This window comes from Thermodesulfovibrionales bacterium (assembly GCA_035622735.1).
Lineage (GTDB): Bacteria > Nitrospirota > Thermodesulfovibrionia > Thermodesulfovibrionales > UBA9159 > DASPUT01.
The window spans coordinates 1-15,178 of the sequence record DASPUT010000051.1 but is presented as its reverse complement, the minus strand read 5'-3'; the positions used below and the strand labels follow the sequence as shown (position 1 = coordinate 15,178).

The window sequence follows — 15,178 nt, the reverse complement described above, 5'->3', positions numbered from 1 at the left end:
TTATGGCTACCTGAATAGCTATTACCAGACTGGACACCGCAACCTCCTCGACAGGGCGATCCTCGAACACAGGGAATTCGAAGTGGAACGCACCTGCTGTTTAGTAGATGAGCTGCCCTTCGATTTTCAGCGCAGACGGATGTCCGTCGTGGTCGAGTTTGAGGACGACCATGTCCTCATATGTAAGGGCGCGGTTGAAGAGGTATATGCCTGCTGCGATCACTACCAACTAGACGGGGAGATTTATCCTTTGATCGACATGATCAAAGACGATCTTTTTGAAGAGGTCTCACGTTTGAACAACGAGGGCTACCGATGTCTCGCCATCGCTTACCGGGAATTCCCCCGTGAGCAGTCACGGTTCACGACCCAGGACGAATCCGCCCTGATCCTCCTCGGTTATATCGCCTTCCTCGATCCTCCCAAGGACTCCTCTGCCAAGGCCGTCAAACTGTTGCAGGAGACAGGGGTGCAAGTCAAGATCCTGACCGGCGACAATGCGCTCGTGACCGGCAAGATATGCCGGGATGTGGGCTTGGAAGTCAGTCGGGTAGTCACCGGTGAGGACCTGGAACGCATGAGCCGGGAAGAGCTCGCAAAGTCTGTCATCGAGGCGAATGTGATGGTAAAGCTCGCGCCGCTCCAGAAGGAACTCGTGATAGAGTCGTTGCGCCAGTGCGGGCACGTTGTGGGATATATGGGTGACGGTATCAACGACGCTCCTGCACTTCGCGCTGCCGATGTGGGGATTTCTGTGGACTCGGCAGTGGACGTGGCAAAAGAGTCTGCCGACATCGTGCTCCTCGAAAAAAGCCTCCTCGTCCTTGAAGACGGCATTCTGGAGGGACGGAAGGTCTTCTCCAATATCATTAAGTATATCCGCATGGGGGCCAGTTCAAATTTTGGTAATATGTTCAGCGTGCTGGGGGCGAGCTACCTTTTGCCTTTCCTGCCGATGCAGCCCCTTCAGATTCTCCTGAATAATCTCCTCTACGACTTCTCCCAGACCGGCATCCCAACCGATCACGTGGATGAGGAGCAGATCGCGCGACCGCGCAAATGGGATATCGGCAACATAAAGTGGTTCATGATCTTCATCGGCCCGATCAGCTCGATCTTCGATTATGCTACATTTGCTCTGATGTGGTTTGTATTCAACAGCAAGGCCTTTCTGGATGTTGCTCAGGGGCAGGCCGGACGCGAAGTCCACGCTCAGCTCTTCCAGACGGGATGGTTTGTAGAATCCCTCCTGACACAGACTCTCATAGTCCACATCATTCGCACGAAGCGTCTGCCTTTCATTCAGAGCCGCGCATCTCTGCCTATGACGATGACCACCCTCGCTGTCATGGCAATCGGAATCTGGCTCCCTTACTCTCCTTTTGCTGATACCCTCGGCTTTGTGAGGCTGCCGCTCAGTTACTGGGGATGGATCGCAGCGTTTTTGTTTCTCTACAGCGTGATGACACATAAGGTGAAGCAGTGGTTCTTCAAGAAATTCGGAGGTGAGTAAAATGCTCCATACTATTCTTCAAGCCTTGGAAGATGGCCGCGTTATCGAGCTGCCTGACAACGACAAAAAAGATGCCTTTGAAGTCCTCGCGAGCTTGCTGGAAGCGGTTCCCTCAGTCCCTGCCGGGACCGACATAGTGGGGGCTGTCCTGTCTCGTGAGAGCGTCTCTAATACGTCCCTAGGAAATGGCTGGGCCTGCCCCCATGCACCGGTCACCTTTGATGGAGAATTGATATGCTCTATCGGGTGGAGTCCTCAGGGCATCGATTATGGTAAACCAGGTGAGCCGTTGGTGAGGTTTGTCATCATGTTTCTGGTCCCGGATAACCAGAGAAGCCCGTATTTGAAGGAGGTTTCAACCCTTGTCAAGGTGCTCGGCAAGCATCCTGAGTCCAGAGACCTTAACCAGATAGAGGATCTGAATGCCGCTCGTCTGAGGCTGCTGGACATGGCGCATTTTGCCATGGAAGATGCAGGGCCTGACACCCGCGCCCGGATGATCCAATTGAAGGCGCGCTCCGTCGTCGCTCCCGCAACAATCCCCGAACTGGAGAACATGCGTATCGAGCCACTTATGATTATCGCGGGACCCGGAATCAAGACCGTCGTCCTTACCCAGAACCGCGAATTGGCAGATCTCACGAAAGACGACGAGTCACTGGGTGCAGCCATCGCCGATAAGAGCTGGCACGACTTAAAGGGATGGCGCATCGTGAGGCGGGGCAGCACCAACTATCAGGGAGAAAGGGTGGCCTATGACTGTTTCGCGATACAACCGACAAAAAAAGACAATTTACAAAGCTGAAAGAGTACGGGGATCTCACAGTGTCTGACAGATCAAGGCCGGTTATTTCTTTCTGAATTCGCAGCGAATATCCTCGATCGGAAAGTCACTTTGAAAACATACAAAGCACTGTTGGATCTCACCTCCGTTGAAGCGCTTCCGGTCTCCATCTATCCTTTTGGCGTCAACATTGGCGTCGGTAAAAGTGGCGCTCACCACAATATCACGAGGGAGTCGCTCTCCGCGGGCGCTATTGCGCACCATTACGCTCGCGCACTGATATTTTGCAATCGGAACAATGCCGCCATCGGGCAGAATCATCCCCTCTACCCTCTCGGTTTTTTTAGAATCAATTATCTTGCAGTCATCGGCAAAAAGAAAACCCGGTGCAGCGAAGAGAATCGAGATCATGAACGCGTGCACTAGCGTCGAACCTGTAAGTCTACCTCTTTCCATGTCTATCTCTATGAGCAGACGGTCACCGTTCCTGAAGAACCGTTCGATAGACCGGTCCTTTTATGGACTGATTCTTTCTCTTACCGGGACATTCCCCGGCTTCGTGAAACCGTAAATGTCGATAGAGAGGACCTCGGGCATCCCGAAGAGTCTGTCAACAGAGTTTATGAAGACTTTTTCGATGACAATTTGCCGGTTGTCGATAGATGTCACCGCCCTGTATCTTTCGTCTATCCTTTCGATGGTGATCTTTCTTCCCCTGAAGGCAGCGAGAGCGATGATGAGCTTATTCCTCTCGAGTTTCTCCTGAAACGTAATACCGTAGGCGTAGGTCCGCTCAATATCGTTCAGTTCTTCCTTTTTGCCGTTTTCGAGAATCCAGTAGACGTTCACGGCGTTCAGATCCGGCAGATCACTGCTTCCATCGGGGCAAATATCGTAGAAGAGGAGATTCCTGTTTTTACTGCGCTCGACAGAGAAAAGATGGGTTCCCTCGCAGGATGCCTCGCTTCCGCGATAAAGAGAAAAAACAAGAATCGAAAAAAAGAGGACGACAAGAAAGAACCAGGATATCCGCCGGCTAGCTATCTTGTCGTCTCCTGTCAGTTACTATCCCCTCTCTTTATGGAGATAATCGGTATCCTGTCTCGACTTGTGACAGGCAATGCAGGAATCTACTTTCCCCGACTCCAGCACGTATCCGTTGTTCGAGGAGTATTGCACCCAAAACCAGTCACCGGCATCAGGATTGTATCCCTTCACCTTATACATGACGGTAAGGGTTTCAAGCCTCTTGTCGGCGCTGTAATTCTCCATTATGATGCAGGAGCCATCAACCATGTCCCCTTTGCTCAACGCACTGAGAGCGGTGTCATTGAGATAAGTCGTTGTGAGAGGGCCGTGCGGGTCATTGCCTGAAACGAGCTTCCTCTTCCCCGGCCAGAGTTTCAGGCGACTAAAATAAGGCTTCGGTTTCATGATGTAGGTATAGAGCTTCGCAGCATCGGCTTCGGGTTGCATCACAGGCGTTCCCTGTGCATCCATGTCGTGGATCGCGTATGAAGCGTAACCGAAGCCAAGGATGAAAACAGCGCTCACAACAGCCACCAACACTTTCTTCATTTCGCCCTCCTTCTTCCGCTATAGCGTTTTCTTGAACTCATCTTGCAGACGTTGCGATACAGATCGCAATGCAAGTCTAAACAGAGGCCCTCCCCTGTAATCGTTAAACGAAATTTTAAAGGTCTCATGTTACGATAATGTGAAGGAAAGATTAAGAGGTTGTGAATTCTCAGAATCTTGCTTCGGCGAAAGAATTATGGCTATTCTGTCTTCCCTGGGGGCGGGATGACGGAGCCTTTGAAAAATGCCGGGAAAGGTATATACTGAAAGAAATCGGCGCTCTTGCCGGCAATAAGAAACTCGTTTCAGAAGGGAGGTCATATATGCTTGGGACGCAGGATCTGCTCGTTATCCTCGCAATCGCCATTGTTGTGTTTGGCGCAAAGAGGATTCCAGAGATAGGGAAGAGCATCGGCCAGGGAATCAAGAATTACAAAAAAGGCCTATCCGAACCTGATGAGATTAATGTGACTCCGCCGAAAGACAAGATAGGAAAAGAAAAGGAAGACAGTTCGCCTCCCCCCGAAAACCGAAAATAACGTGTCGTGACCTATTTGTGGTTACTCCTTATTCATTTTCGTCGCAGACAGAGTCGCAAATCGCCAGGTGTTTGGTTCCGCAAGTATTCATTCTCATGGAGGGACGCGAGGCCTTCATTATCCTCCTCCATTCCGTATTCCTGTATGTCTTGCACTCGGGATATCCTGAGTTTGCGACTCACAAAATATCAAACAGCGCCCGCCCTGTTAATCATCATCCCGTGTAATCACCGAAAGATGCACTGGCTAAGGTTGCAAGAGCAGGCAGAACATGCTATAAGGTAGATATTAGTCGGTTTCTCTTCGTTGGAAAGGAGGGCAGATATGAATCCAACACTAATTCTTTCTGTCTTGTCGGCATTAGCCGCAGGCATCTGGTCAGTCTGGACCTGGAGCGAGGAGCAGCAAAAAGGAAGGCAGCTCAAACGCGACGAGGAGGCTGCCCTATTCGTAAATTCTTTTATCCTCGCAACAGAAGAGCTGCAATTGAGACTTTACCGCCTTCTTGAGGAGGACGATCTGGCTTATTTTAAAAAGGAGTATCCGGATCAGTATGAATATGGTTCCCCGGCCGCACTTAAGGTCCTCTTTCATCTGAGCCAGTATTTTGGGTGGGCGTTTCTCATTTACCGGTACGGCCCTTACACAAAGGACCCCAGGGTAATAGAGATGACCAGAGAGATAGGAAAAGTCTGGGAGAGCCACACTTTTCCAGGGGATGCCTTTCGTTTCAGTATAGACGAAAGAAGTTCTCTCGGCCAAGCAGTGGTGCGGCGTATGGGAGGGATCACAGCTACGCTCCCCGTATTTGAGTCTATCCCGCTCTTTCAGTTCCAGGAGGAGATCAGCGATAAACTGAGCAAACATGCTGCGTTGTACCAGAGTACGGCAGTACGGAGTACCCTTCAGGCCATTGACCGGGCTGACCGGGCAGAGGAGTTGGAGGGACGCGAGAGATTAGCGGTCCTGCAGAATCTCCTTGTTGACTTGGTCGCATACTTTGAAAGCGTGGAGGGCTTTAGCGTCTCTTTGGAAGAGCGCAGAAAGGCACGTCTGAAGGGGGGAGGGTATCAGGCTTACGCGAAGGCATCGCCGGCGCCGGCTGCCATTTCCAGCCTCCTCCACCAGACCAGTGGACGCATCCGCCTGAGGGTCCCCCGACTGAAGACAGATAGGTCTTACGCGAACCGCCTGCAGTCGCTCCTGGAGTCTCTGGAGAATATAAGGAATATTCGCATAAATGAAAGTGCGGCCTCGGTAATCGTTTCTTACAGTCCGGAAGTTTCTGATGCGGAGTTTGCAAGGAAAGTAATGAAGACAATTCAAGATGGATCCTTTCTAGCCCCGGTTCATTGGGAGTTAGATTAGGGGTCCAGCCCTCACATAGGATGTTGATGCTCCATGGTGTAGTGAGGAGCACCGGCATTTTCCCTTCTCCGCCTCTTCCAATCAAAGTCGTGTAGATTTCTCCCATCCCCACCCTCTCGGCCGAGACGCGACCAACATTTCATCGACATGTAACACTATTGTCAATGTAATGTAAATTCAGTCCGGTATGATTGCACTGTCTGATATTGATAGCGGCGCAGTCATAAGGAGTGTAGCGATGTCGGAGGTCCTGAAAGAGTTTCGTACCCTGCAGACCATTCGAATATCTTTTCGGCGAAGAGGGTTCATGTTCGTCGAACCCGATGGTTATCTGTCCTTCATCATGGTCCGCCCGGCTCAGAGAAGGAAAGGCTTAGGCGCTGCGATGCTCCGCTATGCGAAACAGCTCTATCCCCGTCTTTTCGCAATCGCGGTCGGGGATGAGAGCGAAAGGCTTTTGGCCGCACATCATATCCCCGCAGCTCCGCCGGAAAGCTGGGCGACGAGCTACGATAATGGCAGATACTGCTCGGAGGAGGAGGTGATCGACATGAACCCGCACGATCTCATCGCACAGTTGGCATGTGAACTGTACGTAAAGAGCGGAAGAGTCGAGGGCCATGACCTCGACAACTGGCTTCAGGCAGAGCGCATCGTAGCCAATGAACCAGACTACGCCGAAGATTATCTGGATGATCTTCTCACAGTGCACCTCGGATAGGTGACTTCGTAGGTCCGTTCGGTCTGCCTATCGCCAGACGAGTTTGCCGGGGGCGACTGCTTCCAGGCGAAGCACGGTCACCTAAATGGATCATTATGCGAATCGGGCAGGAGACAGCAAGTTCAGTCCTCTGCCCGTGCGGCAAGCCTCTTCGCTTTATTCAGTCCGACGTCGCCGTTTTTTTAGTAGCAGCCTTCTTTACGGTCCTCTTCTTTGCAGTCGGTTTCCTGGCCCCGGTCTTCAAGGTTCCCTCGAGTTTCATGATTTCCGATTCCAGTTTCTTGATTCTCGCCCTAATCGCCTTCACCTTGCTGTCAAGCATCGGATTCCTGACCTTACCGCTCAGTTCATACACCTTACCGCCCAACTCTGCGATCTCTTTTTGCACCGCTGCCTTCAGCTCATAAATCCGATACCGCCTTTTCCCTTCTTCAGTGAGTTCTTCCGCCTTCTTCTTCACAACGGAGGCCCCTTCCCTGACGAAGGTAATGCCTTCCTCCACTCCTTTTTGGAGATCGCCTTTGACCTTGTCCCAGAAATTCATTTCTCCTCTCCTCCTTTCTTTTCCGTCGCCTTCTCTATGACCTCACCGGACGTCCCGGCGTCCGCGAGACTGAAATCCATCTGTCTCGACCGCCGTCATGCCGGCAAATGAATATAAATTGTGATCGGCACTCCCGGCTCGTGACGCAACACACTTCTCGGGTATTATAATTCATCCATTCATTTTTCGGGCTGAGGGATCGTCAAAAGGGACAGCTCATTTTCACGAGGGGAAAGAAAGGCGGGATCGATTCGCTTCCTATATGAAGAATGTTATCAGCGACAACGCTGATCCTTCAAGGGCCTTCTCGACAAAGGTTCCGAAGATCGCCTTCCCGACGATATTCCCTGCCTTTGAAGCAACGCCCTGGAGGTACTGGTCATTCGTCAAGGCCTTTGCGGCATCAAAATAGCCTTTCCGCTGAAGGAGGCCGATGATATCTTTCTCATGCACGGCTTTCGGGTTGTAATTGACCAGAATGCTGCCCGTAACAAGGTTAATATCGACAGTGGCAATGCCGCTCATGGTGCTCAGCGCCTTTCTGATATCATCCGCGGCATCCTGATTCCTCTTCACTGCCGGACTCTTTACTCGCAACCTGCCCGGGACGTTATGGATATAATGGCTCATCCTACTCCTCCTTCATCCTGAATTTCTTGAACGTTTTACACTCCGGATAACCGGAACACCTGAACCGAACGAGGTCGCCCTCTATCTTATAAAGGTGCATCATTTTCCCGCATTCATGACAGACCGGTTTGCCCTGCGCCGTAATCTTCTTGGCATCCTCGGTATGCTGCTTTCCGCACATCAGACAGAGAAACCTCTGTTTGCCGGTCCTGATTTTTCCATATTTATAAAGCGCCTCTGAATCGCATGAGGGACATCTTATTTCGGCAACTTTCGTTTCTGCAAGTATTACCATGTCTTTAGTAAAGCAAAATAGTGTTAAACCTTTATTAAGACAATGTTACAATTGTGTTACAATTTCTCAGCCCCATCGCAGACCACCCCTGGGTCGGCAGCGTATCCCCGCAATGAAAGCATATAGTAGGAACACGTTTCGAAGTGCCTGCTCATGCAGAGTCTTATGTCAGCGTCCTCAACGAGTCTGACCAGCTGATTGAGAACGCCGCACCTCGCTCCTTCATAGCTCCCCCTCAGGTGACGACAGATCAGCCCGCTTCTTTGATACATATGCTCCTCCTTTCTTGCTTTCATGTCAGTTTAGCATCCCTTCTGTTACAGGAATATTACAATCCGGTTAATTTTTCGTAGCCTGCAGGAAGAGGAGACCCGGAAAGATTCCCGGATCTCCCGGAAGAATGCTTCAGCCTCTCCTCTCATCCTTTTTTCGTCTTAACGAAATCTGGCAGATGCCATTCTGGCCGAAATGAAATATTGAGAGATGTAGACTTTACATTTCTCCCATTCTCCTGTCCGGCAGCATTTCTTATCGGCACACGCTATCCTTTCTGGCTCGATACCAGCCACATCGCAAGTGTCTTTCCGAAAATTCGGGCACATTGGGGTCACCTCCTTTCCCCGTCCTCATCGCCATGACGATCCGGCATTTGCCATCGCCCGGAATGAGGGCCTCAGGCAGCCACCTCATCTCCAGTGGAGCCCGATGAGCAAAATACCGGCCATCAATATCACCGTTACGATTATCGTCTCTATTCGCTCAACACATTCCCTGCTCATGTATCGCCGCCTCCTTGTTTTTATCCGGTGAATAGACGATCGCCATCGTCCGAATGCCGCCGACGACGATGAGAAGCCCTGAAATCGAAAGTATTTCCGTCCATCCCATGGTATGTTCGTAAATGCCGATCATGATTTCCCTGAGGATGAAAACCATTGCGGCATCGGTAATAAAGGTTATTTTCACCCTGTGTATCTCAAAATATTCGATGATCCCTTTGAGCAGCTCCATCACCACGAACATCGAGAGGATGTTTGTTACCATGATGTCGAACCCGATTGCTATGGTCGGACTCTTGAAGACTGCTCTCAAATCGAGGAATATCCTCGCAATCCCTATCATGAGTGCAAGGATTACGAGCGGAATCATCAAGGTCACGATTATGTCGATAACTTTCCTGAACAGTCTCATCATCAAATATAAACTTCTCTCTGTTACAGGAATATGAAAGGGATGTGAAATTTAGGGGATGCTGATTCCGCCATCATGAATCTCTCGAGGCGAAGGAGAGAGTGCCGTCTCGCAGCGACCGGAAGGCGCTACAACAATCTCGCCCCCTGCTTTGCCAACCGGGATCTCACGCCGTCCGTGAGGTTCAGGAAACAGAAGTTTTCTTCGTTTATGAAGCGGCTTATGAGATAGGCGAGGCCGTTACTTGATTTATCGAGATACGGAGTATCGATCTGGTCGAGGTCGCCGGTGAAGATGATTTTTGTCCCCTCGCCGCACCTCGTCACGATTGTCTTGACGTCGACGGGCCGCAGGTTCTGCGCCTCGTCTATGATGAAATACCTCATCGGAAGGCTTCTCCCCCTGATATAGGTGAGCGGTTCGACCTGGAGAAACCCCGCATCCATCAGGTATTGATAACTCTTTATGCTCGCGGTGTTCGTTTTATCTTTCACGATTCCTTTCGGCGTGTTTAAGATTACTTCGAGGTTGTCGAAAATCGGCTGCATCCATGGGGTGAGCTTCTCTTCCACATCTCCGGGGAGGTACCCTATGTCTTTGCCCATCGGGACAACAGGTCGAGAGACGATCACCTGTTCATAGAGGGACGTTTACTTTACTACCTGTGATGTCTGATGCAGCCCGGCAGCGAGTGCGAGAAGGGTCTTGCCGGTTCCTGCATTTCCCGTCAGTGCCACGATCTCTGTTTCGGGATCGGCAAGGGCGTCCAATGCGCATTCCTGTTCAATGTTCTGATGGGCGATGCCCATCCTCTCCTTTGCCCGTTTTACGAGCCTCAAATTATCGCCTCCCGTTAACTTGTAGAGACTACTTTCAGATTGGAGGTATCTCGCGGACCTTATGCCATTCGTATTATCTCCGTTTACGAGGACTCTGCCGTATTGCTGAAAGAGCAATGTCTTGTCGTTCATGTAGTCCTCGACCCTGATGCCGAGCGACTCCGCCTTGATCCTCACCGCTGTATCCTTCGAAACGAGGATAACGGGAACAAGGCTCCCTGCCTCATCACGCAGCTTCTTCTCCGTTAAGCAGAGAGCCGTCTTTATAATCTGGTTGTCTTCTCCTCCGTTGTTCCAGAACTGTGCGGATGGCTTATTTGCAGGCAGGCTCACGGAAATGACCCCTCCCGAATCCATCATTATGCCTGACGGCAGAGGCCCCCTTTCCCTCAATGCGTCCAACGTCCTGAGCACCTGCCGCGCAGAGGCGGCTATTTCGCCATGTCCTTTCTTATGCCTGTCAAGTTCTTCTATCACCGTAAAGGGTATCACGATGTCATTGTTTCCGAACGTGAAGATCGAGGCTGGATCATGGATCAGGACATTGGTGTCGAGAACAAAGATTTTCTTCATCGGCATTCCTCCTTCATGTTTTCATGGCCGGCATCGGCAGGAAGATTTTTCATCACGTGCTGAGCGGGAGTGAACAAGGCCATTGCACCCGCGGGAAGGCATAAGTCCGAGGAGAAGTCAAAACGCGTGATCGCACTTCCATGTTGCTTGAGCCTCGGTTCTCGCGTGAAGGGTAGAGATCAAGGCGATTATCCGGGGGCTGCTGCGCCATGATACGCAAGGAACGTCCTCGCTCCTTCCCTGCCCATGTAACGCTCTAATATCCGGCGTTCGGTCTTCGTGAGATCGGCCAACATCAGCCCGTCGAGGACATCACTGAATTTCTCATCTCTGCTGAAGTCTATCAACTTGCCGCCGAGTTTCAGGTACTGCCTCAGGAGCACGGGGATGTCTCTGTCATCGCTTTCGATGTCGGAAATGAATCCCGATATGTCGTCGAGGTCCTTCATAACCGCACCGACAATCTTTCCATCCCACCCATCCACCCGTCCGATACGAAAAGGCCTTCTAGGGCGGACGAGCCGGGCCAGATCTGGCAAGAAATTGTTAACCCTGAGGAAAGTCACCATGAGCTGCCGGGAAAGTGAGTGGTAGTCTTTGCTGATGCTGACCGGACCGAAGAGGGTTTTGTAACGGGGATTGCTTCTCACGACCTCCCCGATGCCTCTCCAGAGCAGTAAGAGGGGAGCATAGGTCCTCTGATATTCAGATCGTACAAAAGATCTACCGAGTTCAAGTGCCGGTCCCATCCTTGCAAGCAATGCGGTCTTATAGTGAAACAGGGTGCTCGTATAGAGGCCTTTTTTTCCGAACCGTTTCAGGATCTCGTCGGTCTTTCCGAGGCGATACGCTCCCACCAATTCCTTCTTCACCCTGTTCCAGACGAAGAGGTGCGTGTAATAGGGGTCGAAGCAATCCAGGTCAACCGATTTTCCAGTCCCTTCGCCTGCTAAACGGAATGTCGTCTCTCTCAACCGGCCGATCTCCTGTAACAGACAGGGGATGTGCTGACCCTCTTCATGGAAAACAATATAGTCGCCGCTCTCTAGCAGAATCCTATCTGCCTGAAAGCAGCAGATCTCATGTTCGAGTAGTGTTTTGTGCTGTGGAGGCAGAATGGGTTTCATCCTCTGCGCTCGGGAATTCTGCCCGTGCAGCCCATTGTCGTCCGTAGTCTTCCTCGAGTTGCGATTCTTCAGCATATAGGTCCGAAACCGCAGATACCGCATCATCTCCCCTCGGGTTCCGAAGGTCTCAAGTTTTCTGGAGTGGATGGGCGTGCCGACTCTTACCGGTATCTTCTTCATCCCCTTATTGAACAATTCTCTGGGCAGGAGTACTGTCCTCACGCGAGGATGCGCGAGCCCTAAAATCTGGAAGAGTGCGCTGTTACAACCTCCAAAAAAAACCGGGAGCACAGTTGCCCCGCTTTTCTGAATTACCCCGCCGATCCCCTCATGCCACCGCGGATCCGCTATATCTCGTGTCTGCGGCTGGATATGAGAGACCTCGCCGGCCGGAAAAACTCCGAGCATACCTCCCCCCTTCACCCACTCTATGGCTTCCTTTACCGGTCTCAGGTTCTTCGCGGGTGAGTCTTCTCTTTGGTAGGGGTCCACAAAGATAAGCATATCATGGAGTTCCCTTATGCACCCGAGGAGATAGTTGGCCATTACCTTGACGTCGGATCGCACGGAGCGGAGCAGACGTGCCAATATAATGCCTTCCGCACCCCCGAAGGGATGGTTTGAAACAACGATCACAGGTCCATTTCGGGGGATGCGGTCAAGGTCCTGCTCCGTTATCTCATACCGGATATTGAGCATCTTTACGACCCTTTCGAGAAAATGGCCGACGTCCTGATCGTTCGAAATTTTTGCGTAGGCCTCGTTCAGACGGTCGAAAGAGAGAAAATGCTCAAGAGGTGCCTCTATGAAGGGTATGAGTCCGGGAGGCAACCGATCTTTCAGAATACTCCTTACGGTGAGAAGCCGCCCACGCACAGTCCCGTCCGTATCAATGCTGATCGCTCCGGGCGTGCCGATTGATTTCTTCTTTGTGAGTTGATGAAACCCTGAGGGCACTATCGGTGAACTATCATCTCTTCGGGGCGGTCTATGCAAACCGTCCCTTTATCGCGTCGGTAACCCTGTACCTCCACGCCCAGATGCCGTTTTCAGGGCAGCGGAGCAGTGCGGAGTTCTTGCCTATGATGAACCTGTTTCCTCTCCATGAGACGGTGTTGCTGAAGAGGGGGACAAACCATATGAGTCCGATGACGAGGTCCTTCAGGGGCGACAGGAAATAGAGAAAGGGGTTATGAGCCGATGCGGTTCGCTTCCCGATATAGAAATCACCGGCCGCCTTCATGAGAGAGACGAGAAGGGCAAAGGATAGGGTAATCTGGGAAGCCTCCCAGAGGACCACCGGAAGAAAAGACATGAAAACGGCATTGCCGAATAGCTCGGAAAAATATCTCGGTCCCCCGATCTTCCACCTGAGCTTTCCCCAGCGAGTATGCCTGTTCACGAATTTCTTGATTCCCCAGTAATAATTCACGTTCCGGATGAGATAGGGTGAGAGCACGACTCTCTTACCCTTTTCACGCATCATCTTCCCTATGAGATAATCTTCCGCGAGCACGTCCTTGACGGCCCTCAGACCGCCTATGGCATCGAGGTCTTCTCTTCTCATGAGCATCGACTTGCCGACAACGCAGGGCATTTTGAGGAACCTGTCGAGGAAGCAGACACTCCCTACAACGAAGGAATTCATATGGAGGTTCTCGAGGATGGCGCCGACTGACCGGCCGCCCACTCCCTTGATGAGATTACTGACAAGTCCTACCCCAGGCGCGAGCATCGGCCTCACGATCTCCCTCAGGTACCTTTCGTCGACCATGACGTTGCTGTCACTGATGAGGATGAGCGGGTGCTTCGCTACCCTGTATGCCGGGATAAGGTTGTTCACCTTCGGGTTCAATCCCTCGTCGCACCGCTCAACGATGAGCGAAATATCCTTCCGGGGATGCTTCTCTTTTATTTTTCGCGCAATCTGATAGGCGGGGTCGTTATAGTCCTGCAGGCTGAAGATGATTTCGTACTCAGGGTAATCCTGATTGCAGAAACTTTCAAGGTTGTCGAAGAGATTGTCATCGAGCCCCTTGAGCGGCTTGAGTATCGAGATCGAGGGAAAAGATGGGGGAAGGGAATCCCCTTCCCCTGAGCGAGGGGGACAAAGATAACTACGGACAGCCATAATCTGCAGGCCATAGGCTATAAGCCCCAGGGCTGCAATGCCGGCAAAAATCAAGAAGAGTTCCATGGCACCTCCTAATTTCTGAAGAGGGTTATCGCCACACCCCTGTTATGCCTTATGCACTGTTTTATCGACGGAACCCCCTTTTCGCAGTTCAGGAGGGTCTTCCAGGAATAGACGTGCCTCGGCCTGTGGAAATCGCTGTTTGCGATGTAAGGGTATTTCTTGAGGCTTATCACATTGAAGACGTCGTCCCTGTTCGCGATCTCCCACGCATCGATGTATTTGGCGTATCGCTCCCGGTTGTTCCAGAGAAAAAGGGTGTCCCTGCTCATGTCGGACATATAGTGCGGGTGGCACGCCACGATGAGCGCGTCCTGCTCTTTTGCCTCAAGGAATATCTTTTCATAACTCCAGCAGGCGGGGATGAACTCCTTAATATCGATCAGAAGGATATGGGCTGATTTGTCGGAAGAGAGATGGTTCTTGCTGATCTCCACCCCCGGTATGACGAGCATGCCGTATTTATCCCAGGCCCTTTCAGCCTCTTCCCTGATCCTCGCCATGTATTCGCTGAAATTGTCTTTCGTAACGGAGAATCGGAAGCGATGGGCTAATTTCCCGAAAGAATTGTCACCGTTGACCACATGATCCGTTATCGCGATGGCGTCAAAACCCGCCTGCCCGAAAAGGTCAACCGTCCTTCGTATCTCGACCGAACCGTCGGAGTATTTTGTGTGGATATGAAAATCGCATAACAACATCGCTTATAGAATAGGACTTCCCTGTTACAGGATTATTAAGGGAAGATGAAGTTTCCGTTAAAGAGAGGCCCTGCTCTTGATGAGATATGAGTAGTATGCTGCAGCATTCGTAGGTCGCCGCTGGAGGGTGTCGAAGTCGACCTTGTAGAGGCCGAATCGTGAATCAAGCCCCTGGAGCCATTCGTAATTGTCGATGAGAGACCAGTAGAAATATCCCCTCACGTCTATGCCGTTCCTGAGGCACCGTTCGAGAACATCGACATGCCGCTTCATGAATCGTATCTTCTTCTGGTCATCCCTCGTTGCGATGCCGTTCTCCGTTATGTAGATCGGGACATCAAGTTTTGAGGCGTATCGCAGGACTTTCTCGAGCCCATAGGGGTGTATCTCCCATCCCATATCGGTCAGCCCGTTCCCCTCGATGTCCCTGTGCCGCAGTTCAACCCCCATCTTTTTAAACGGATTGAACCTGAGGTGGACCCTCGTGTAATAATTGACCCCGAAGAAGTCGAGCTTACCCTTTATCGGCACGGTGATTTCGATCGCATCCGCCATCGGAAATTTCACGCGCAGCGTCCCCG

Annotated in this window: 17 protein-coding genes and 1 pseudogene; 5 read left to right on the top strand and 13 right to left on the bottom strand. The window is 51.4% G+C overall.

The features are described 5' to 3' along the window. Together mgtA and VEI96_02815 are read left to right on the top strand one after the other, a co-directional pair. On the top strand, positions 1 to 1,513 hold a 1,513-nt coding region (gene mgtA, locus VEI96_02820; GenBank protein ID HXX56918.1), incomplete at its 5' end, for a magnesium-translocating P-type ATPase. 1 nt (position 1,514) lies between these two features. Then, a complete protein-coding gene (locus VEI96_02815; protein HXX56917.1) occupies positions 1,515 to 2,318 on the top strand; it encodes a PTS sugar transporter subunit IIA in 804 nt (267 codons plus the stop codon). Between the two features lie 42 nt (positions 2,319 to 2,360). On the opposite strand, the gene VEI96_02810 is transcribed toward VEI96_02815, so the two are convergent. The 3 genes from VEI96_02810 to VEI96_02800 form a co-directional block, all read right to left on the bottom strand. Next, on the bottom strand, positions 2,361 to 2,753 hold the full coding sequence (locus VEI96_02810) for a hypothetical protein (protein ID HXX56916.1): 393 nt from the start codon (positions 2,751 to 2,753) through the stop codon (positions 2,361 to 2,363). A 60-nt stretch (positions 2,754 to 2,813) separates the two neighbouring features. Beyond that, entirely contained in the window at positions 2,814 to 3,290 is a 477-nt protein-coding gene (locus tag VEI96_02805) for a DUF4833 domain-containing protein (GenBank protein HXX56915.1), read from the bottom strand. A gap of 72 nt (positions 3,291 to 3,362) precedes the next feature. Continuing rightward, positions 3,363 to 3,875: a cytochrome P460 family protein gene (locus VEI96_02800; protein ID HXX56914.1), complete on the bottom strand. Its 513-nt coding sequence runs from the start codon at positions 3,873 to 3,875 to the stop codon at positions 3,363 to 3,365. 161 nt (positions 3,876 to 4,036) lie between these two features. Between VEI96_02800 and VEI96_02795 the strand changes: the two genes are divergently transcribed. The 3 genes from VEI96_02795 (at position 4,037) to VEI96_02785 (ending at position 6,503) form a co-directional block, all read left to right on the top strand. Next, positions 4,037 to 4,414 carry a twin-arginine translocase TatA/TatE family subunit gene (locus VEI96_02795; GenBank protein HXX56913.1) on the top strand — a complete coding sequence of 126 codons (378 nt, stop codon included), beginning with the start codon at positions 4,037 to 4,039 and terminating at the stop codon, positions 4,412 to 4,414. 306 nt (positions 4,415 to 4,720) lie between these two features. Then, positions 4,721 to 5,782: a hypothetical protein gene (locus tag VEI96_02790; protein HXX56912.1), complete on the top strand. Its 1,062-nt coding sequence runs from the start codon at positions 4,721 to 4,723 to the stop codon at positions 5,780 to 5,782. Between the two features lie 307 nt (positions 5,783 to 6,089). After that, the gene (locus tag VEI96_02785; protein ID HXX56911.1) at positions 6,090 to 6,503 is read left to right on the top strand and encodes a GNAT family N-acetyltransferase; all 414 of its coding nucleotides are present in this window, start codon (positions 6,090 to 6,092) and stop codon (positions 6,501 to 6,503) included. Positions 6,504 to 6,663: 160 nt separating this feature from the next. On the opposite strand, the gene VEI96_02780 is transcribed toward VEI96_02785, so the two are convergent. From VEI96_02780 to VEI96_02735, 10 genes and pseudogenes are all read right to left on the bottom strand, one after another. Next, complete coding sequence (locus VEI96_02780) at positions 6,664 to 7,047, bottom strand: hypothetical protein (protein ID HXX56910.1); 384 nt, start codon at positions 7,045 to 7,047, stop codon at positions 6,664 to 6,666. Positions 7,048 to 7,305: 258 nt separating this feature from the next. Next, positions 7,306 to 7,677 (bottom strand): cation transporter, encoded by a 372-nt coding sequence (locus VEI96_02775; protein ID HXX56909.1) that lies wholly within the window; start codon positions 7,675 to 7,677, stop codon positions 7,306 to 7,308. 1 nt (position 7,678) lies between these two features. Beyond that, positions 7,679 to 7,858: a hypothetical protein gene (locus VEI96_02770; GenBank protein ID HXX56908.1), complete on the bottom strand. Its 180-nt coding sequence runs from the start codon at positions 7,856 to 7,858 to the stop codon at positions 7,679 to 7,681. A gap of 170 nt (positions 7,859 to 8,028) precedes the next feature. After that, complete coding sequence (locus tag VEI96_02765; GenBank protein HXX56907.1) at positions 8,029 to 8,244, bottom strand: hypothetical protein; 216 nt, start codon at positions 8,242 to 8,244, stop codon at positions 8,029 to 8,031. Positions 8,245 to 8,731: 487 nt separating this feature from the next. Beyond that, complete coding sequence (locus VEI96_02760) at positions 8,732 to 9,166, bottom strand: phosphate-starvation-inducible PsiE family protein (GenBank protein ID HXX56906.1); 435 nt, start codon at positions 9,164 to 9,166, stop codon at positions 8,732 to 8,734. A 125-nt stretch (positions 9,167 to 9,291) separates the two neighbouring features. After that, positions 9,292 to 10,575: pseudogene (locus tag VEI96_02755) on the bottom strand (PhoH family protein). A gap of 188 nt (positions 10,576 to 10,763) precedes the next feature. After that, a complete protein-coding gene (locus tag VEI96_02750; protein HXX56905.1) occupies positions 10,764 to 12,698 on the bottom strand; it encodes a GNAT family N-acyltransferase in 1,935 nt (644 codons plus the stop codon). After that, positions 12,691 to 13,899: a ceramide glucosyltransferase gene (locus VEI96_02745; GenBank protein ID HXX56904.1), complete on the bottom strand. Its 1,209-nt coding sequence runs from the start codon at positions 13,897 to 13,899 to the stop codon at positions 12,691 to 12,693. Before VEI96_02745 ends, VEI96_02750 begins: the two co-directional genes overlap by 8 nt. A gap of 8 nt (positions 13,900 to 13,907) precedes the next feature. Further along, positions 13,908 to 14,597 (bottom strand): PHP domain-containing protein, encoded by a 690-nt coding sequence (locus tag VEI96_02740; GenBank protein HXX56903.1) that lies wholly within the window; start codon positions 14,595 to 14,597, stop codon positions 13,908 to 13,910. Positions 14,598 to 14,654: 57 nt separating this feature from the next. Continuing rightward, positions 14,655 to 15,178, bottom strand: a 524-nt coding sequence (locus VEI96_02735) for a family 1 glycosylhydrolase (GenBank protein HXX56902.1), incomplete at its 5' end; no start/stop codon positions are given.

Coding starts and splice junctions, on each gene's coding strand:
- VEI96_02815 (HXX56917.1), top strand. CDS start 1,515: ATGCTCCATACTATTCTTCAAGCCTTGGAAGATGGCCGCGTTATCGAG.
- VEI96_02810 (HXX56916.1), bottom strand. CDS start 2,753: ATGGAAAGAGGTAGACTTACAGGTTCGACGCTAGTGCACGCGTTCATG.
- VEI96_02800 (HXX56914.1), bottom strand. CDS start 3,875: ATGAAGAAAGTGTTGGTGGCTGTTGTGAGCGCTGTTTTCATCCTTGGC.
- VEI96_02785 (HXX56911.1), top strand. CDS start 6,090: ATGTTCGTCGAACCCGATGGTTATCTGTCCTTCATCATGGTCCGCCCG.
- VEI96_02780 (HXX56910.1), bottom strand. CDS start 7,047: ATGAATTTCTGGGACAAGGTCAAAGGCGATCTCCAAAAAGGAGTGGAG.
- VEI96_02775 (HXX56909.1), bottom strand. CDS start 7,677: ATGAGCCATTATATCCATAACGTCCCGGGCAGGTTGCGAGTAAAGAGT.
- VEI96_02770 (HXX56908.1), bottom strand. CDS start 7,858: ATGTGCGGAAAGCAGCATACCGAGGATGCCAAGAAGATTACGGCGCAG.
- VEI96_02765 (HXX56907.1), bottom strand. CDS start 8,244: ATGTATCAAAGAAGCGGGCTGATCTGTCGTCACCTGAGGGGGAGCTAT.
- VEI96_02760 (HXX56906.1), bottom strand. CDS start 9,166: ATGATGAGACTGTTCAGGAAAGTTATCGACATAATCGTGACCTTGATG.
- VEI96_02745 (HXX56904.1), bottom strand. CDS start 13,899: ATGGAACTCTTCTTGATTTTTGCCGGCATTGCAGCCCTGGGGCTTATA.
- VEI96_02740 (HXX56903.1), bottom strand. CDS start 14,597: ATGTTGTTATGCGATTTTCATATCCACACAAAATACTCCGACGGTTCG.